Genomic DNA, 16,718 nt, shown 5'->3' with positions numbered 1-16,718 from the left:
ATGAGTAAAAAATCATCAAATTTTAAGCCTATTTTTAAAGTGTAACAATAACATATAGAGCGACATCTCCGATATAAACCTTTCGAAAATTTAGAAGAAAAAAATAGTCAACTACCTCAAAATCAGCACAATTCTATTTTAAATAATTATGCTTTTAGAAGTAAACGTTGTACTATTTCAAGAAACAATCGTTTTTTCTATTATCATTAACACTTCTGAAAAACATAATCCGTTTGCTTTGCATAAAAATTAAGTGCGTATGAATTTTACAAAAACACTTTTTATAATACTTTTTTCTGCTTTAGGTTTTGTGCCTTCATTTTCACAAGGATTAGAATATAAAAAATCGTTTGAAGGCTTAGCATCGTTTTATGGCAAAGAATTTAATGGCAAAACAACTGCAAACGGAGACGTTTTCAGCAATCGCTATTATACTTGTGCACATCGCACATTGCCTTTTGGTACATTAATAGAAATAGAAAATCCTAGAAACGGAAGAAAAGTAATAGTAAAAGTAAATGACCGCGGGCCCTTTGTCGGAGAACGAGTAATCGATTTGTCACGTGAAGCCGCTCGCAAATTGGGACTAATCCACCATGGAGTATCCGATATCAAAGCAAGAATTCTGAAAAAAAGAAAAGGTTTTGATGTCAACACAGGATCAATGGCAACAAAAAGTAAATGGCCAGAACCTACTACTTCCAGGAGTTTTCATGAAATGTTATTCTTGAATTCTGCAAGAAAAAACCTTGTGATGAAAATCTAGAATCATCATCTGGCCAAGTCTTATCAAAAAAACCTTTGAAAATTGTACCCTCAAAGGTTTTTTTGCTTACGATTATTGATTGACGAGTTTTGATTAACGATTGATGATTAACGATTGACGATTTTTGATTAACGATTTTTGATTGTATAAAGGAAGCAAAGTTTAAATCTCGGTTACTTTTCAGTGAAATTCTGAGAATTCCGTGCGATAAAACAAATTGACGATTTTAGATTAACGATTTTTGATTGGGGCAATGGAATCAAAGTTTCAATACCGTTATTTCTGTGAAATTCTGTAATTTCCGTGCGAAAAAAACAAAAAAGGCCTTAAAACCTAAGCTTAAAGACTTCCCGGGAGTACCGGGGACGGGACAGCGACGACTGCCGCTGGTACGCCAGCCCGGTCGCCACCGCACAATCTATAATGCCAATTAATAACAAAAAAGGCCTTAGAAATTAATCTAAGACCTTCCGAGTACCGGGGACGGGAATCGAACCCGTACGAGCGATAAGGCTCACAGGATTTTAAGTCCTGCGTGTCTACCAGTTCCACCACCCCGGCGGGTGATATGCCCTGAGAAATAAAAAAAGCTCCCATTTGCATAGGAACTTTTTATCTCTCGAGCGAAAGACGGGTCTCGAACCCGCGACCTTAACCTTGGCAAGGTTACGCTCTACCAACTGAGCTACTTTCGCTTTTAAAGAACCTTTCTCGTTCAATGTGGGTGCAAAGATAGAAGGCTTTTTTATATTTGTCAAGCCTTATTTGAAAAAAAATATAATAATTTTAGAATACCACCCACAATTAATTAGTACTTAGTATTTTTGCACAATTATAATTTTTATGAATAGACAAGCAGATTTTTCTAACGGCTTACTTCCAGCCATTATTCAAGACTTTTACACTGGAAAAGTACTCATGCAAGGATACATGAACCAAGAAGCCCTAGAGAAAACCATAAATGAAAAAAAAGTAACCTTCTACAGCCGCTCCAAAGAAAGGCTCTGGACCAAAGGCGAAACTTCCGAGAATTATCTCAATTATATAGAGCATAGAATAGACTGCGACAATGACGCCATACTAATAAAAGCGTTGCCCGATGGCCCAACTTGCCACACTGGGGATGATACTTGTTGGCAAGAAACAAACTCAGGCAAAGTGATGTTTATTCAGCAGTTAACAGAAATAATAAAGGATAGAAAAAACAATCCAACAGATGCTTCCTATACCACTTCATTGTTTAAAAAAGGCATCAATAAAATTGCTCAAAAAGTGGGCGAAGAGGCAGTGGAGTTGGTCATAGAAGCCAAAGACGATAACAAAGATTTGTTTCTTGGAGAAGCTGCAGATTTATTGTTTCACTATTTGATTTTACTGGAGGCCAAAGAAATAAGCTTGGATGAAGTTTTAGAAGTATTAATTAAAAGACATCAATCGAAATGACGAATTACATTGTAAGACTACTGCTTTGTGGCCTCATCATCATGATTGTGCCGAATTACTTGAAAGGTATCAACGTTGATGGCTACACCACAGCTATCATTGTAGCGTTGGTAATGAGTATCCTGAACACTTTTGTGAGACCCATACTCAGCTTGATTTCTTTACCGATTACGTTTCTTACCCTAGGTTTGTTCTCATTGGTTATTAGCGTGTGTATTGTTTACTTGTGCGACTACCTGGTGGATGGTTTCAAAGTAGAAGGATTCATTCCGCCGTTGATATTAAGTTTCATAATTTCGATAGCTAACGGTGCGGTGGGAATGTTTCAGAAGGATAAGTGAGGTTCGTTATTGGTTATTTGTGGATTGGTTACTGGTGGATTGGTGATTTGTAAATTAGTCACTATTTAATACAATTGTCACATCGAGCGGTAGTGGAAATGTGTCACATTGAGCTTGTCGAAATGCAAACTGAGAAGGTAGTACAATAAGTTAATTTTAACAGCTGAAAACGTGTTCTCGTACGGAACGCCGCCCGCTAACGCTCGAACTGACATTGATTGTCACATCGAGCGGTAGTCGAGATGAATGCTGAGAAGGCAGTACAACTAGTTAAATTTAGCATTAGAAAACGTGTTCTCGTATAGAACGCCGCCCGCTAACGCTCGAACTGACAAGAAAACGTTACCAAACCGACTATGAATCATATTTAATGATAATTTATATATAATTACTATTGCAGAAGGCAGTTTGCCATTTAGAAAAAAAATACTCAAAATGCATATTTTAAAATATTTCGCCTTCATTTCAGCACTCATGCTTCTACAAGCTTGCTCCTACTCAAAACCACTAGAAATCAAAGGCTTTGATTCAGAGGCCTTCAAAGGCGACCGTGGAGGATGCGAAGGAAAAAGAATAAAGCAACTCCAAATACTAAAAGACAACAAAGATCAGATCCTTAGTATTTCAGAAAACGAAATCGTAAAAACCATTGGAAGATACGACTATCAGCTTTTAGACAAAAAATCCGAAAAATACGTGGTCTATTTCTTCGAGCGTGGCCCCCAGTGCCAAAACATCCGTAACACTACGACTTCCGAAGCTATGATTTTGCATTTTAACTCTATTGGGCTAGTAAAAGAAGTTATCTTCCAGAAAGGTGGGGCGGATAGTATGTGAGTTTTTTTTTAAAACACATAGACACATAGAGATCATAGGTTGTTTTTGAATTTTTAAAACACTTAGAGACCAGAGATTCTTTTCTATGTGTCCTATGTGACTATGTGTTTATTCTAATACCACAGAGTGCTCAGGGTTTTGCACAGAGCCACACAGAGCAAGTTTAATTGACCAATTGCCTTGTCCCTTATTGCCTTATTGCCTTAATGCCTTGTTACCTTTGTGCCTCAATGCCTTCGTGCCTCAATGCCTCATTGCCTTCGTGCCTTATTGCCTTGTGCATCATTGCCTTCATGCCTCAATGCCTCGTTGCCTTTGTGCCTTATGACTAGCCATATTACAACTTCTAGCTTCAATTACCGAATAATAAAATTTTCAAAAGTTCACTACAATTAACTGAGAAAATGATTTCTTTGTATTATTTGGGAGTTAAAACCTTGAAATGATAATATATCTGACCCTACCACCTCTATGAAATACCTAATAATTGTATATTTGTTTTTCACATTTAATCAAGTCGTGAAAGCTCAAGAGATATTTCATGGCTTAAAATATGACATAAAAACAGGTGTAATAGCTTCTTCAAAGACAAATACGCCATTTTTCTTACAAGCCAACCAATTTGGATTAATACCTCGTCAATCAGGCATTTTTTACTTATCCGGCGGAATTAGCAAAGACTATGATAGCTTGTTAACCCTTGATAGAAAACTGAAAAAATTCGGTTTAGGTTATGGAGCTAACTTTCATACCAACCTCGGAAACACCAATCAAACACTACTACCTGAGGCCTTTATCAAAATGAGATACAGCAAGATGGAGTTTTATGCTGGAAGGAGAAAAGAAATTCAGGGACTTACGGACTCTACACTAACCTCTGGGGCTTATGTTTGGTCAGGAAATGCATTGCCTGTACCCAAACTGCAAGTATCTACACCACATTGGGTTGCATTAGGCAAACACAACAGAGTATCATTCAAAGGCGGACTTTCACATGGATGGTTTGGTACACAAGGAATTATTGAAAATTATTACTTGCACCAAAAGTGGCTATATCTAAAAATCAACGATAAAAACAAAAAAGTACAATTGATGGGCGGCGTCAACCATCAAGTTCAATGGGGCGGATATTCCGAAACATTAAAAAATGTTGGCGGTGAATTTCCACCAACCATTAATGGCTACTTGGCCCCTAAACCTTTGTACAGTTATCAATTCATTATATTGCCTTTTTTACAGAAATTCGCTAATATTGACCCTACCAAAGTACCAGGTTACGATGGCGGCTTGGCCATTGGCAATCAGTTAGGTAGTATAGACTTATCAGCCACTATCCATCAGAACTGGCAGTTCTACCACCAAAAACCATTTGATTTTGCACGTTCGTTGGTAAATTTTAATAATGTAGAGGATGGCATCTATGGTATTTCATGGAAAAACAAAAGGCGAACTGGAATCCTATCACATTTAAATGGAGAATTTATTTACACCAAAAGCCAAGGTTTATATCGTTTTGGTAAATACCAATTAAGCAATTCTGGAGAATATGATAACTACTTCTCTCATGGTCAATACCAATCTTGGTCTTATAGGGAGCGTATTCTTGGAACGCCGTTCATAACTATCAATCCTGAAAATAGATTAATAACTGGAAACAGAACAAAAGCATTCCATCTTGCGGCAACTGGAAACTACAAGGGCTTTTTGGTAAATTTAAAGGGCAACCATCAAATCAACTATGGCATTTACGGAAATCCGATTGAAAAAAATTCTACTTCTTTACTTCTGGCTATTCAAAAAAATATACCGCTTAACTTAAACCTTGAAGTACAACTCGCTCAAGATTTCGGGAATTTATTCGGAAACAATACTGGAATCCATATTTCTATTAGAAGAAATTCCTTCTTTTGAATTTAATATGATTAAGATTTAACTGCAAAGTCGCTAGGAGGCTAAGAAATAATAATTCCTTTGTATGCTAAAATCTTGTTCAGGAATGCTTCATTATATGATTATTCATAAGGAGTAATTGTTTTGCTTTGCCTTTAAATAGTCCGCTAAATAAATTTTGATACCATTTTCACCCAAATTCATTAAATTCACGTTTCTTTTTTAAACTCTGGCTAATTGAGCAGGCAAAGCAAACTTACTTTTCGCAATTGGGGTATAATCGTCCTTATACTTGCGTGCCATTTTGTGTATAGCCAAGGACTATGTGATAAAAACAATTGGCCTGCAGGAGCCGTAGATGGTGGCTTTAAGATTGATGGAGATGTATCCGCTGGCTGCTCCCCTCTTACCGTAAAGCTCAAAGATCTCTCAGGCGGCACAGATATCAGATACGATTTTTATTACAATGGAAAAGCATTTAGTGCCCTCGATAAAGTGGGCAATAAAGACTCTGTGAATGCCCTATTTGCCAATACCAATATCGAAGTTTACAGAATTCTCCAATATGGCAAAAAAAATGGTAAGGATATGTTTGCCTGCAAAACTATCAGTGTAAGGCCTAACAGCAAACCAGTTTTTAGCTATAATAGCTGTAATTCCAACTTTCTAAATCTAATTGTTCCTATAAACCAAGCCAACAATTTTGACTCCTATACTATTGGATGGGACGATGGCACACCTCCCACAGTTTTTAACAAATTACCTTACACAATTAACAAAACCTTCAATACGAACAGAAACAATAGATCAATTCTAATCTGGGGAAATACAACAAATAGTACAAATTGCTATAAACCAGATTCGATAATTTTAGAAATGAACCATGGTGGAAACATACCTAAAATTGTAAAGTTAGAGGTTGAAGACAACGGAATGAGAGGTAGACTAGAATTTGAAGGTGCATATGATAAGCACTCTATTTATAGAATTGATAAATTTGGTCAATATTCCATACCAAATTTAATAGGAAGTCATGAACCTGGTATTTTAAATGTCGAACTTAAGGAAAATGAATCAAACTGTTTTGTGGTTCTAAGAAATCCGAATGCAGCATATGCAACTTGTAATGAAATTAGCGGCGAGGTATGCTCGGTAAAAATAGACAGTCTAATTTACTTAAATCCAAATGAAAATAAGATTGTCTTTAGGGAATATACGAACACAAACGATGTTACTTTGGTAAATAATACCAAGGTAATAAGTATTTCTAATAAATTGATAGTAAAGAATTTTTCCAATGGTTCGACTACCAAAAAAGATGTTTATGGGAAAAATATAGTAGACAAACAAAATTGCTTAGACCAAGTTTGCTATCAACTTGAAACCCGAATTGTAGGAAATTGGGAATCTGGAACCTATAATTTCCCTTTCTTTTCAACCTCTTTATCGAATGTTAAATGTACCGATCGAAGTTCCATACCCCCCCCACCAATAACCAACGCAAGACTTAGTGTTGTATCAAATAATACAATTGAGTTATTATTTGGTGATAATTCCGGTTGGTTAATAGAAAAAGATCTTTATTATCTTTATAAAAATGATAAATCAGGCCATTTACAAAAAGTTGATAGTATTCCAGATTCTCAAAATAAAAGGTTCAAAATCGAAGAAAATACATACTTAAATAGCCATTGTTTCCAAATTGGTTACAAAGATAAATGTGGGAGTACTTCTAAACTCTCCGAAACTATGTGTACCTTACACTTACAAGCCTCCGAAAATGCTGAGCTTAATTGGACTACAAACTCTCCTTTTGGGAATTCAACTATTCAAAGTTTTGAACTAATAAGTATTGATGAAAATACATCGGCCGAATTTGTTGAGAAGGTACTGGGCCAAAATATAAATAGCTCCTCTGTAGATATCAGCAACAGTGAAATTGAGGCCAAATTTAAAATTAGAGCTCTTGGAAATGGAAACATTAGTAGTATTTCCAACCAAATATCTATTCCCATTGAGGCTTTATTCTTTATTCCTGACGCATTTACCCCCAATGAAGATAATATCAACAATCTCTTTGAAATCAAAGGTAGATTTGGAAGAGTAAATAATTATAATTTGACAATATATGACCGATGGGGAAATAGAATTGTCGAAATAACAGATAAAACCGAAAGTTGGGATGGGAAACGCCATGGAACTCCTTTACCATTTGGCTCTTATCTTTATGATTTAAAAATTGGCTTAAATAAGGGTGAAACAATTCGTAAAATTGGTAAATTTGAAATTCTTTGAATGCCCAAATGAATTCTGCTGGCATTTGTAAACTTAAAACCTCTCAAGAAATCGATTTGAAATCCAAAATATACATTACTGCTTATCTCTTATTTCTGGCTTGTGGCACTACCTATTCGCAGAAATTTCTACAAAAAACCAATATACAAGGATCTATTGGAGGATTAGTTTCTTCAGATATTACCACGCCCTTTCTACTTAGGAGTAACCAATATGGCTTAATTCCCCTTAAATCGGGAATTGGCTTTCTAAATCTTAATATTCAACAGGAATATGACTCACTCTACACCATAAATAAAAAACTTAAACGCTTTGACTATGGATATGGCATAGAAACCCACCTCAACTATGGAAGGGTTAATCAGGTGCTTTTGCCAGTTGCACATCTTAAAATGAGGTACGGTGCATTTCAACTCTATGGCGGGCGAAGAAGAGAAATACAGGGCTTGGTAGATACCCTTGGTACTATGGGCAGTTATATTTGGTCTGGCAATGCTCTACCTATGCCCAAAATTGAAATATCTATACCCAACTATACACCCATCACAAAGAATGGCCTTTTAGCCATCAAAGGCAATTTTGCTCACGGTTGGTTCGGTAAAGGCGATTCCGTACAAAACGTATGGCTCCACCAAAAAAGTTTTTATGCCCGTATCGGTAAACCTTCTTGGAAAGTACACCTCATAGGAGGCTTTAATCACCAAGTGCAATGGGGTGGTTTACCCACAATGCCATTTTACGACGATATCACAAAACAGACTATATCTAAGTTCGGGAGAGATTTTCAAACATTTTTAAAAGTCTCTTCGGGTGTTAGTTTGAACAAAAATGGAAATGCTTTTAATAATCCTAATGGCATTCCTGGTAATGAAGCAACAAATAGAGCTGGTAATCATCTCGGAACTATAGATATGGGTTTGCAATTGGCAGTAGCAAAACTCAATATATTTATTTACCGCCAGAGTTTTTATGAAGACGGCTCATTATTTTATCTCAACAATATAGCTGACGGCCTTTATGGAATTTCAATATCAAAACAAAATGGTTTTCTGAGCAAAATATGCCTTGAATATTTAAACACAAAAAATCAGGGTGGAGAGTTGTTTGAGTGGATTCCTGAACTAAGAGGTAGAGACAATTACTTTTACAATAGTTTATACAAGGATGGATGGATTTATAAAGGACAGGTAATTGGTACTCCACTTATAATCCCTTTTAACCAAATAAAAACAGATTTACACAGCAGAAAAACTTTACTTAATAATAGAGGTACCTCATTAAACGCAACAATTTATAGCAATTTACAAAATGTAAAATTTATAACACAAATTTTATTTTCAAAAAATTTGGGAAACTATTCTGAAAAATTAAATAGCCATCAATTTTGTATGCTTCAGAAAATCTCTATCCCATACAAAAATTTAAGAATGAATCTTGCTCTAAGTTTTGATTCTGGCCAATTACTAAATAAAACGATAGGTGCAAATATCGGAATCGGGTATAATATTTTATAATTGTTTTTCGGGACAAACATTGTCTTAATTCATCAATCCTCCAGATTTAAAATACGCTCCATTCTCTGTTTCAAAATTTCCCAAAATGTTTAGATATTTACATTCCACCCTATCTGTAGACTTTACAATAACCTTATGCCCTATGTTTATTTTTACATTCTCGTCTAACTTTGGAACTCTCCCAATTGACCATGTCGATGGATCTAACCAATTACCAGACTTTACGCTTTCTATATATTCATTAAAAAGAGAGATGGTACTAAAATCCTTATACAAAAACTGATTAGTAAGTTGTGAACTAACTCCAAACCAATCCTGAAGAATATCTCTATATATCCTCCTGAAATCAATTTGCATTTTAATATCATTATTCTCCAGGTCAGTTAGGTCTGGATTATTTCCTATTACTTTTTGTTTAATCTTGGTTCCAAAAACAAACACAGGAGCCGCAACTCCATGATCAGTTCCATTACTGTTATTAGATTTTGCACGCCTTCCAAATTCCGAAAATGTCATACCAACTACCCTGTCTTCAATGTTCTGTAACTTCAAATCAGCTTGAAAGGCACTAATAGCATCAGATAAATCTTTTAATAAGTTTGCATGTAGCCCTGTAGTAGGTGTAGTTGAAACTTGGTTCGCATGAGTATCGTAACCATCTTGAGTTACCAAGTACACTTTCGTTTTTAAACCACCATGAATTAATCTAGAGACTATTTTTAGTTGATCAGCTAAACCATTATTTACGGGATAAGTTGCATAATTGGCTCCCAAGTCTGCGGCATGCTTAATTCTGTCGGCATAACCAATAGATAAAATCTTTTGCTTGCGAATATATGAAATAAGATCGCCTGCTTCGCAACAAGGTAAATCAGTTGGTATATTTGGAGTTCCTTCACCTATGAGTAATTTAAATGTTTCTGGATCATTAAGTGCAATGGCCATTGATTCTGCCGGACCCAATAAAGCTGTTGAAGTTACATAACCAATTTGTAAAGCTATCGGGTCATCCATTTCTACAGATGGATAGGCAGCAGGATAATTTGGAAACCGATTATCTAAATATCTACCTGCCCAACCAGTGGCGGCCTGGACATTTGAGTCAGTTGCAGTCATCCAAATTTCCGTTGATCGATGATGAGAGAAGTTTGGGTTAGGGTAAGAAACTGAATTAATAATTGAAAGCTTTCCTTCGGTAAATAAATTTTTAAAGCCAATCATTGAGGGATGTAATCCCATATTGATATGATTTTGCAGAACTAAAGCACTATTTTCTGGAATAGCAATGTTAGATCGCAAACTCTGATATTCCGACATTTGGTCTAAAGGAATAACAGTATTCAAGCCATCATTTCCACCGTTTAAATAGATCAGAACTAGTACTCTATCGGTAGACAATGCATCTGTTTCTAGAATTGACTTAACCAATGGTGTACTATTGGAAAACACTCTCAAACTCTTCTTATCTAAGAAAAGTGGCAATAAGCAGCTAGAAGAAGAAGTAAAAAATTGCCGTCTATTCATTATTTCACATTAACAGATCTGGAATTCTGCGAGTTTTAAAATATACCTCATTAATGTTTGTAATCGGTATTCCACTGCGTTTCTCTTATCAATATTATTTGGATCCGCAATAAATGCATTATACTCAAATTGCCAAGTAGTCAATGGAAGCCCTTGCATCATAATATTGTTTACTAGAAACATTTTTTGGGCTGAACTTAATTCATGGGTAAACATGAATTTTGCAAATTGCTCAACAATGGAGTTAGCGTTATTTGGAACGTCAGCCGTTGAAGCGAGTTTGAATAAATCAATTTTAATATTATAATTTGCATTCACTAGGTTACCACCATATATTATAGCATCAACAAATTGATTTCTTCTTCCCAAAGTTGAGGAGTTAATCCATATTTTTGAATATCCTGGTTGGTAATATGGTTCATATCCAAATACTGAAGGTTGTTTTAAAATTTCCATTTGCATATTTTCCATTAGGTAAAAACAAAAATTAACATAATTCAAATAACTACTTACCTCAGCTGGACTTACTTGAGGAACTGGGAAATTAAAGAAACGCATAGACCCTATTATTAAATCGAAGGGTGATTTTACCATAGAACCAATATTCGATTCTTCATAAAAATGTTGACTGGTGAGTAACTTTCGTACAACTGGTTCAATTTCAAAATTATTTGCTGGACTAGCAAAAAAAGTTGCTAATGGAATTATAATATTTAATTCAATATTCTCAGTTACGTTTGGATTTACGAACCACCGATACAACTTTCTGCAGATAAATTTCGCAGATTCTTGATGATTAAGTAGCATTGAAACAAGATCATTTAGTTCTAATTCTCCTGCATTCAACCCAGCCCTTCCAAAAATAATATTGTTTCCATAATGTGATGAGAATATTTTATCTGTCTCATCATGGTTATTTGAGCTAAAATAAGTTCCATGAGGTAAGGCTCCGTAAGCATTGGTTTTCCAACCAGTTAATACTTTAGCTGCTTCCCTAACATCATTCTCCTCGTAGGTAGGATTTCCGTAAAAATCCTTTTCCCCCACAACAAATAATTCTTGTAATTCTCTAGCATAATTTTCATTCGGTTCTCCCTTAACATTTTGATTACCATTCAAAAAAACTAGCATAGCTGAATTCTTGGTAATTTCTTTCACAAGATATTTAAAGTTGCCAAGAGCATTTTTTCTAAGTAAATCAATATATCCAAATTCAAATTTGTATTCATTTACTATTTCTACATTGGTGACGAAATGATTTTGCCAAAATAGCGTCAATTTATCTAATATTGAAGTTGGTGTTTGCCTTGCCATAATACCTATCCACCATAAACGTACATAATGAGTGTAATAAAAATTCTTATTAATTTCATAGGGTACTCTTGATAAATAAGTTTCGCCTTTAGTTGAAGAATTTATATCCAAATCTACTGGTTCTGGTACAATAAAGTCTGAATTACTGATTAGTTGATTTACAGCATCTGCAGCAGTAGCACCGGTAAAATTTATAATATCTTGTCTGGTTGGACCAAAAGTAGCCCTCCTGAGTAAATGACTCGACGTTTTTTCTGTCAATACTAAAGTATATGGGTCTAAATAAGGCATTTTTTAAACTTTCGACATATGAATTTTGCTAACTATTTTTTCATAAATACTTTTTCTTGATTGCACATTTCTCTTAGCTTTCTTTACATTAATTTTCAATGCCCCTTTAGAATAAAAGTATTGAATAATTCCAAAAATTAATGCCATAAATAAATATGTGACAAAATTTTGATTATTCTTCATGAATTCAAAATTGAACATATAAAAAATAATGAATAATACTATAACGTATATTGCGACAAAAATAAAAACAACCGTACGTTCCGAAAATCCATAATAAACTAAATGATGTGTTGTATGATCAGCTCCACCTTTGAAAGGACTACTTTTTCGTTTTAGCCTATAAAAGACTACCGTAAAAGTATCGATTAATGGAATTATAAAAACTAATAATGGTATCGAAATTTTAGAAAAAAAACCTCCGTAATCGTTAAGTCCTGGCTCTTTCCATAGGAATACGATACTAAAAATAGCCAAGAATATACCTAAAAATTGACTGCCAGCATCTCCCATATACATTTTTGAAGGATACCAATTATGATATAAAAATCCAAGTAATGAACCACAGACACCTACTAAGATTATCAAAACATGGATATCAATTAATGTATTTATGAGCATAAAAAAGATAAATATACATATTATTAATAAGGAAACTGTTGCAGTTACACCATCCATATTATCCAACATATTAATTGAATTCATTAACCCTATTACCCAAAATGAAGTTACCAAAAAATTCAATAAAGCATAACCTTCAAACAAATTAACTTGGATGTCGAAGAAAAATAAAACAAAAGCACACGCTAATTGGCCAATTGCTTTTAATCGAGGATTAGTATTGTAGGTATCATCAGCAAAACCAATTGCAAAACCGAGACTTATGGCTATAAAACAGCCCATCATTTGTTTTTTACTCAAAATTAAGTATTCGTTTTCCATCAACCCAGTAGTACTAATTAGCCCCAAAAATATTATGTAGAATGCAAATCCTCCTAATGAAGGCTTAGTCGTTGAAGCCCATCTAACTTGAATCCTTTCTTCTCCTCTTGTACCTAGATTTTTCGAAAACGCTAAAAGCAATCTATTAATAATTATAGTTACTAAAACTGAAATAATAAAAACTAAAATAACTATCATTTATATTTAATCATTTTTTTTATCCCTTCTTCCAAAGAAATTAACTCCCTATTTAAAACTTTTCTCATTTTTGAGATATCTGGTTTTCTTCTTGTCATATCTCCCTCCACTAATGGATCCAAACTAATAATTTTAGATTTCGAATTAGTAATATTTATTATTATTTGGGCAAGTTCTAAAACAGTGTACTCTATATCATTTCCAATATTTAGTATCTCATTTTTGAAATATCCACCCTCTAATATACGCTTAGTTACTTCTAAATTATCATCTACATAACAAAAGGTTCTAGTTTGTTTCCCATCACCATATATTGTTATATCAAGATTATTCATCGCTAGGTTTAAAAATTTTGCAATTACAAAATCTAGACTTTGATTTGGACCATAAGTGTTAAAAAAACGAAAAATTGTGAATTCTAATCCAAATTCTTTATTGTATGATTTAAGATAAGCTTCGCCTAGATTCTTTACTATAGCATAAGGTAATTTCGAGTTTAAAGGCGTAGTATCCTCAAATTGAGGAATTTCTACAGGCTCACCATAAACCTCTGATGAAGATGAATAAAACACTCTTTTTACACCTGTGTTTTTTGATAGATCTAAAATATTCCTAATCCCATCAATATCGTTTAAGACCATTTTGGGATTATCCAGCGTCCTCTTAACACCAACCACGGCAGCATAATGAAAGACATATTCAAATCTATTTGATAACATAACTGCTGAAATGTCTTGATAGTTATTTACATCTCCACGTATAAACCACCAATTCGGTAGGTCAGCTGACGGTAATTTGCTAAGGTCACCAGTTAATAAATTATCAAAAATACAAACCTCATACTTACCAATATTCAATAAATATGCCGCCAAACTACTACCTACGTTTCCTGCACCACCAGTAATTAATATCTTCATCATGAATTTTAAAAATAAAAAAGACCCAGCATTATTCTAATGCTGGGTCAAATTTCGGGATTTTTTTACTTATTTCTTAATAATTGATTCTCAACTTTGAGGGCTTTTACCTCTTTATTTAGCTCGATTAAATATAAGGTTAACTCTTCAATTTTTTCCATGAACATTTTCGAAGTTTTAGCAATGTCTAAGCCTTCAGAAACCATATTATCTGCCGAAGGCACATTAGGCAAATGCTTGTTTTTGAGTGTAAACTGCTCCACCTCATCTAGAGTCATCATATTGGTCTTATACTCAGGCTCAAATACATAATCAGCCCAATCTGCCACAGAAGATTTGAGAGCTACCTTTACTTTTTCAGTAAGTATTCCGTCTTGTACTATCAGCCTGTAACCTGCAGGCGTAGGAAGAGGAGTTCCTGGTGAGAAATTACCGATTGCCAAGAAACCAGTATTTGTGTTTACCTTGATAGAATTATTAAAATTAGCAACCCCAGCATCAAACAATAATAAATCCTTTGCACCTACAATATCCCAAATACCTAATCCATTCTGACCAAAAGTATGATAAATTTGAAATTTAGGAACCCCTCCATCGTTAAAGTCAAATCTACCTTGTGATCCCGCACTCAATGCATTCATAGTTAAAGCTGCACTGGTACCATTCATAAAAATACTACCATTTGTAATCAAATTTCCTTGAACTTGAAGTTTAGCAAATGCTGGTATTGTGGAAGTTCCAATACCAACATTTCCAGCTCCGTCTTCAAAAATACCACTATTATCAATAGTAGATGCCCCTGTAAATTTGGGAATATAATTTAAAGTGCCAGACATTGCCGCACTAGAAGCTAAACTTTTTTCCTCATCACGGTTCAACGGTTTCCATTCGAGTCCATCAAAATATTGAAATCCCGCATTTTGGTCTGTTTGATAAATTAAAAGACCTTTGGCAGGCATAGAGATATTGTTCCGATCAGAGAGGGTCATCCGAGGAATAAGTAATCCTTTTTTGGAAGAATTCAAATCAAGAATAGAAGATTGATCAGGCTTGGCAGTTCCTATACCGACATTATCATTTTGAGCAAATAGTAGAGAAGAACCAAATACGGCCAAAATCAGCAAAAGATGTCTAAATGTTTTCATTTTTATTTCAATTTAATTTTATACAATTATTTTTCAGTAAATCTATTTTCAAAATACTTCATAAAAAAGTGTTTAATCTCTTTTTTATTAAATGGTGATGCCCAAACTATTGTACTTTTCTCTTCCAGTTTTCCCAAACAAAAGGAAATTGAAAGGTTAAAAAATGAGTATTTGACAATTTTGAGTGAATTTTGGCCATTCTAATATTGGAATCATTGTGAAAATTCTCATGAAATTGAACTAAAATATTGTCAAATCGTTCAATAAGATTTTCGTCAATTAAATATTCTAATAAATCAAACTCTCCTCCCTCAATATTGATTTTTATAAGGTTAACTTTAAGAAGAGAGTTAGAGAATAAAAAATCTTTGGCACTTAATAACTCAATTTCTTCAACTTCTCCAACACTAGAATTCGATTTTGATGGAAAAATACTTGACGAAACACCATTTTTATGAATTTTCAGTTTTACATTTTGACCCGACAATCCAAGATTGAGCGGAATAACTTTTTTGTTTGATTTGAATCTTTTCTCAATGATTTGATAATACTCCAAACAAGGCTCAAAAATAAAGATTTTACAATTATATTTTGAACTTATTTGAGCCGTCCAACCTCCGACATATCCTCCCAAATCAATGACAGTACTATTCTCATCCAATTGAAAATTATACAATTTTTCATTCCCATTATTGGAATAAAAATGATCTACCCGAGCAAACTGAATAGTTTGAAACTCCGGATTAAGGGATACCGCTAATTTTCTTAATAAATTTGCAAAAGAATTTATTATTTTTAATTTCATATTAACAACATTTGGTAAAAGCACCTTTCGATTAAAAAAAGTATTTAATAAGTATATATATAAACTTTTAAAACTCAATTTGGTTCACAAAACCAGAATACTAGATTAGATAATAATATCCTAAACTACGCATATTTCATATGCCGAATTCATACTTCTTATGAAATCTGCTAAAGTGTCTATATTTGGTGAATCATCATGACCAACAAAACACTTGGCATCGTCAACAAGAAATAAATGATTGAAAGACCGAATTTAGAATGCAACTCTTCGAAAACTAGGAAATTCATATCCCATTCTGTCTTTATGCCCGCAGAATAATGACCAAATAACCAAAAAAGTGCGGGCTCACTAATATTTTCTAAAAAAGACCTTAGTGCAACAACACTAAATCCATTTAAACTGGTAACAAGTTTATCTTTCTTAAACCTATCTTTTGCGTTAAAAAATAATTCCATTCCAAGTTCAATTAATAATAGTTTTTTAAAAAAGGCCT

The 16,718-nt window shown here is 34.0% G+C and carries 14 protein-coding genes and 2 tRNA genes; 7 read left to right on the top strand and 9 right to left on the bottom strand.

Annotation, left to right across the window (positions count from 1 at the left end):
• Positions 1–259: 259 nt before the first annotated feature.
• Entirely contained in the window at positions 260–766 is a 507-nt protein-coding gene (locus EGI31_RS08090) for a septal ring lytic transglycosylase RlpA family protein (RefSeq protein WP_255036703.1), read from the top strand.
• 475 nt (positions 767–1,241) lie between these two features.
• Here the strand turns inward: EGI31_RS08090 and EGI31_RS08085 are convergent.
• Positions 1,242–1,327, bottom strand: a tRNA-Leu gene (locus EGI31_RS08085).
• Between the two features lie 61 nt (positions 1,328–1,388).
• Positions 1,389–1,461: transfer RNA gene (locus EGI31_RS08080), tRNA-Gly, on the bottom strand.
• A 148-nt stretch (positions 1,462–1,609) separates the two neighbouring features.
• On the opposite strand from EGI31_RS08080, the gene hisIE reads away from it, so the two are divergent.
• From hisIE to EGI31_RS08050, 6 genes are all read left to right on the top strand, one after another.
• A complete protein-coding gene (hisIE, locus tag EGI31_RS08075; protein WP_255036702.1) occupies positions 1,610–2,209 on the top strand; it encodes a bifunctional phosphoribosyl-AMP cyclohydrolase/phosphoribosyl-ATP diphosphatase HisIE in 600 nt (199 codons plus the stop codon).
• Entirely contained in the window at positions 2,206–2,550 is a 345-nt protein-coding gene (locus EGI31_RS08070; RefSeq protein WP_255036701.1) for a phage holin family protein, read from the top strand. The genes hisIE and EGI31_RS08070 overlap by 4 nt, the downstream gene beginning before the upstream one ends.
• 435 nt (positions 2,551–2,985) lie before the next feature.
• Positions 2,986–3,387, top strand: a complete 402-nt coding sequence (locus tag EGI31_RS08065) for a hypothetical protein (protein ID WP_255036699.1) — start codon at positions 2,986–2,988, stop codon at positions 3,385–3,387.
• A 471-nt stretch (positions 3,388–3,858) separates the two neighbouring features.
• The gene (locus tag EGI31_RS08060) at positions 3,859–5,298 is read left to right on the top strand and encodes a hypothetical protein (RefSeq protein ID WP_255036698.1); all 1,440 of its coding nucleotides are present in this window, start codon (positions 3,859–3,861) and stop codon (positions 5,296–5,298) included.
• Between the two features lie 216 nt (positions 5,299–5,514).
• Positions 5,515–7,572: a T9SS type B sorting domain-containing protein gene (locus tag EGI31_RS08055; protein ID WP_255036697.1), complete on the top strand. Its 2,058-nt coding sequence runs from the start codon at positions 5,515–5,517 to the stop codon at positions 7,570–7,572.
• Between the two features lie 56 nt (positions 7,573–7,628).
• Positions 7,629–9,086: a capsule assembly Wzi family protein gene (locus EGI31_RS08050; RefSeq protein WP_255036696.1), complete on the top strand. Its 1,458-nt coding sequence runs from the start codon at positions 7,629–7,631 to the stop codon at positions 9,084–9,086.
• 24 nt (positions 9,087–9,110) lie between these two features.
• Here EGI31_RS08050 and EGI31_RS08045 read toward each other — a convergent pair whose 3' ends face one another.
• The 7 genes from EGI31_RS08045 to EGI31_RS08015 form a co-directional block, all read right to left on the bottom strand.
• Positions 9,111–10,610: a DUF1501 domain-containing protein gene (locus EGI31_RS08045; protein WP_255036695.1), complete on the bottom strand. Its 1,500-nt coding sequence runs from the start codon at positions 10,608–10,610 to the stop codon at positions 9,111–9,113.
• Positions 10,611–10,619: 9 nt separating this feature from the next.
• A complete protein-coding gene (locus EGI31_RS08040; protein WP_255036694.1) occupies positions 10,620–12,215 on the bottom strand; it encodes a DUF1800 domain-containing protein in 1,596 nt (531 codons plus the stop codon).
• 3 nt (positions 12,216–12,218) lie between these two features.
• Positions 12,219–13,355 carry a glycosyltransferase family 4 protein gene (locus EGI31_RS08035; protein ID WP_255036693.1) on the bottom strand — a complete coding sequence of 379 codons (1,137 nt, stop codon included), beginning with the start codon at positions 13,353–13,355 and terminating at the stop codon, positions 12,219–12,221.
• Positions 13,352–14,275 (bottom strand): NAD-dependent epimerase/dehydratase family protein, encoded by a 924-nt coding sequence (locus EGI31_RS08030; protein WP_255036692.1) that lies wholly within the window; start codon positions 14,273–14,275, stop codon positions 13,352–13,354. Before EGI31_RS08030 ends, EGI31_RS08035 begins: the two co-directional genes overlap by 4 nt.
• Positions 14,276–14,337: 62 nt before the next feature.
• Positions 14,338–15,417 carry a phage tail-like protein gene (locus EGI31_RS08025; RefSeq protein WP_255036691.1) on the bottom strand — a complete coding sequence of 360 codons (1,080 nt, stop codon included), beginning with the start codon at positions 15,415–15,417 and terminating at the stop codon, positions 14,338–14,340.
• A 106-nt stretch (positions 15,418–15,523) separates the two neighbouring features.
• Positions 15,524–16,300 carry an FkbM family methyltransferase gene (locus tag EGI31_RS08020; RefSeq protein ID WP_255036690.1) on the bottom strand — a complete coding sequence of 259 codons (777 nt, stop codon included), beginning with the start codon at positions 16,298–16,300 and terminating at the stop codon, positions 15,524–15,526.
• Positions 16,301–16,401: 101 nt separating this feature from the next.
• Positions 16,402–16,680 carry a hypothetical protein gene (locus EGI31_RS08015; RefSeq protein WP_255036689.1) on the bottom strand — a complete coding sequence of 93 codons (279 nt, stop codon included), beginning with the start codon at positions 16,678–16,680 and terminating at the stop codon, positions 16,402–16,404.
• Positions 16,681–16,718: the final 38 nt, after the last annotated feature.

The sequence above is a fragment of the Lacihabitans soyangensis genome, assembly GCF_024343775.1.
GTDB lineage: Bacteria > Bacteroidota > Bacteroidia > Cytophagales > Spirosomataceae > Leadbetterella > Leadbetterella soyangensis.
This window is presented reverse-complemented; position numbering and strand designations above follow the sequence as displayed.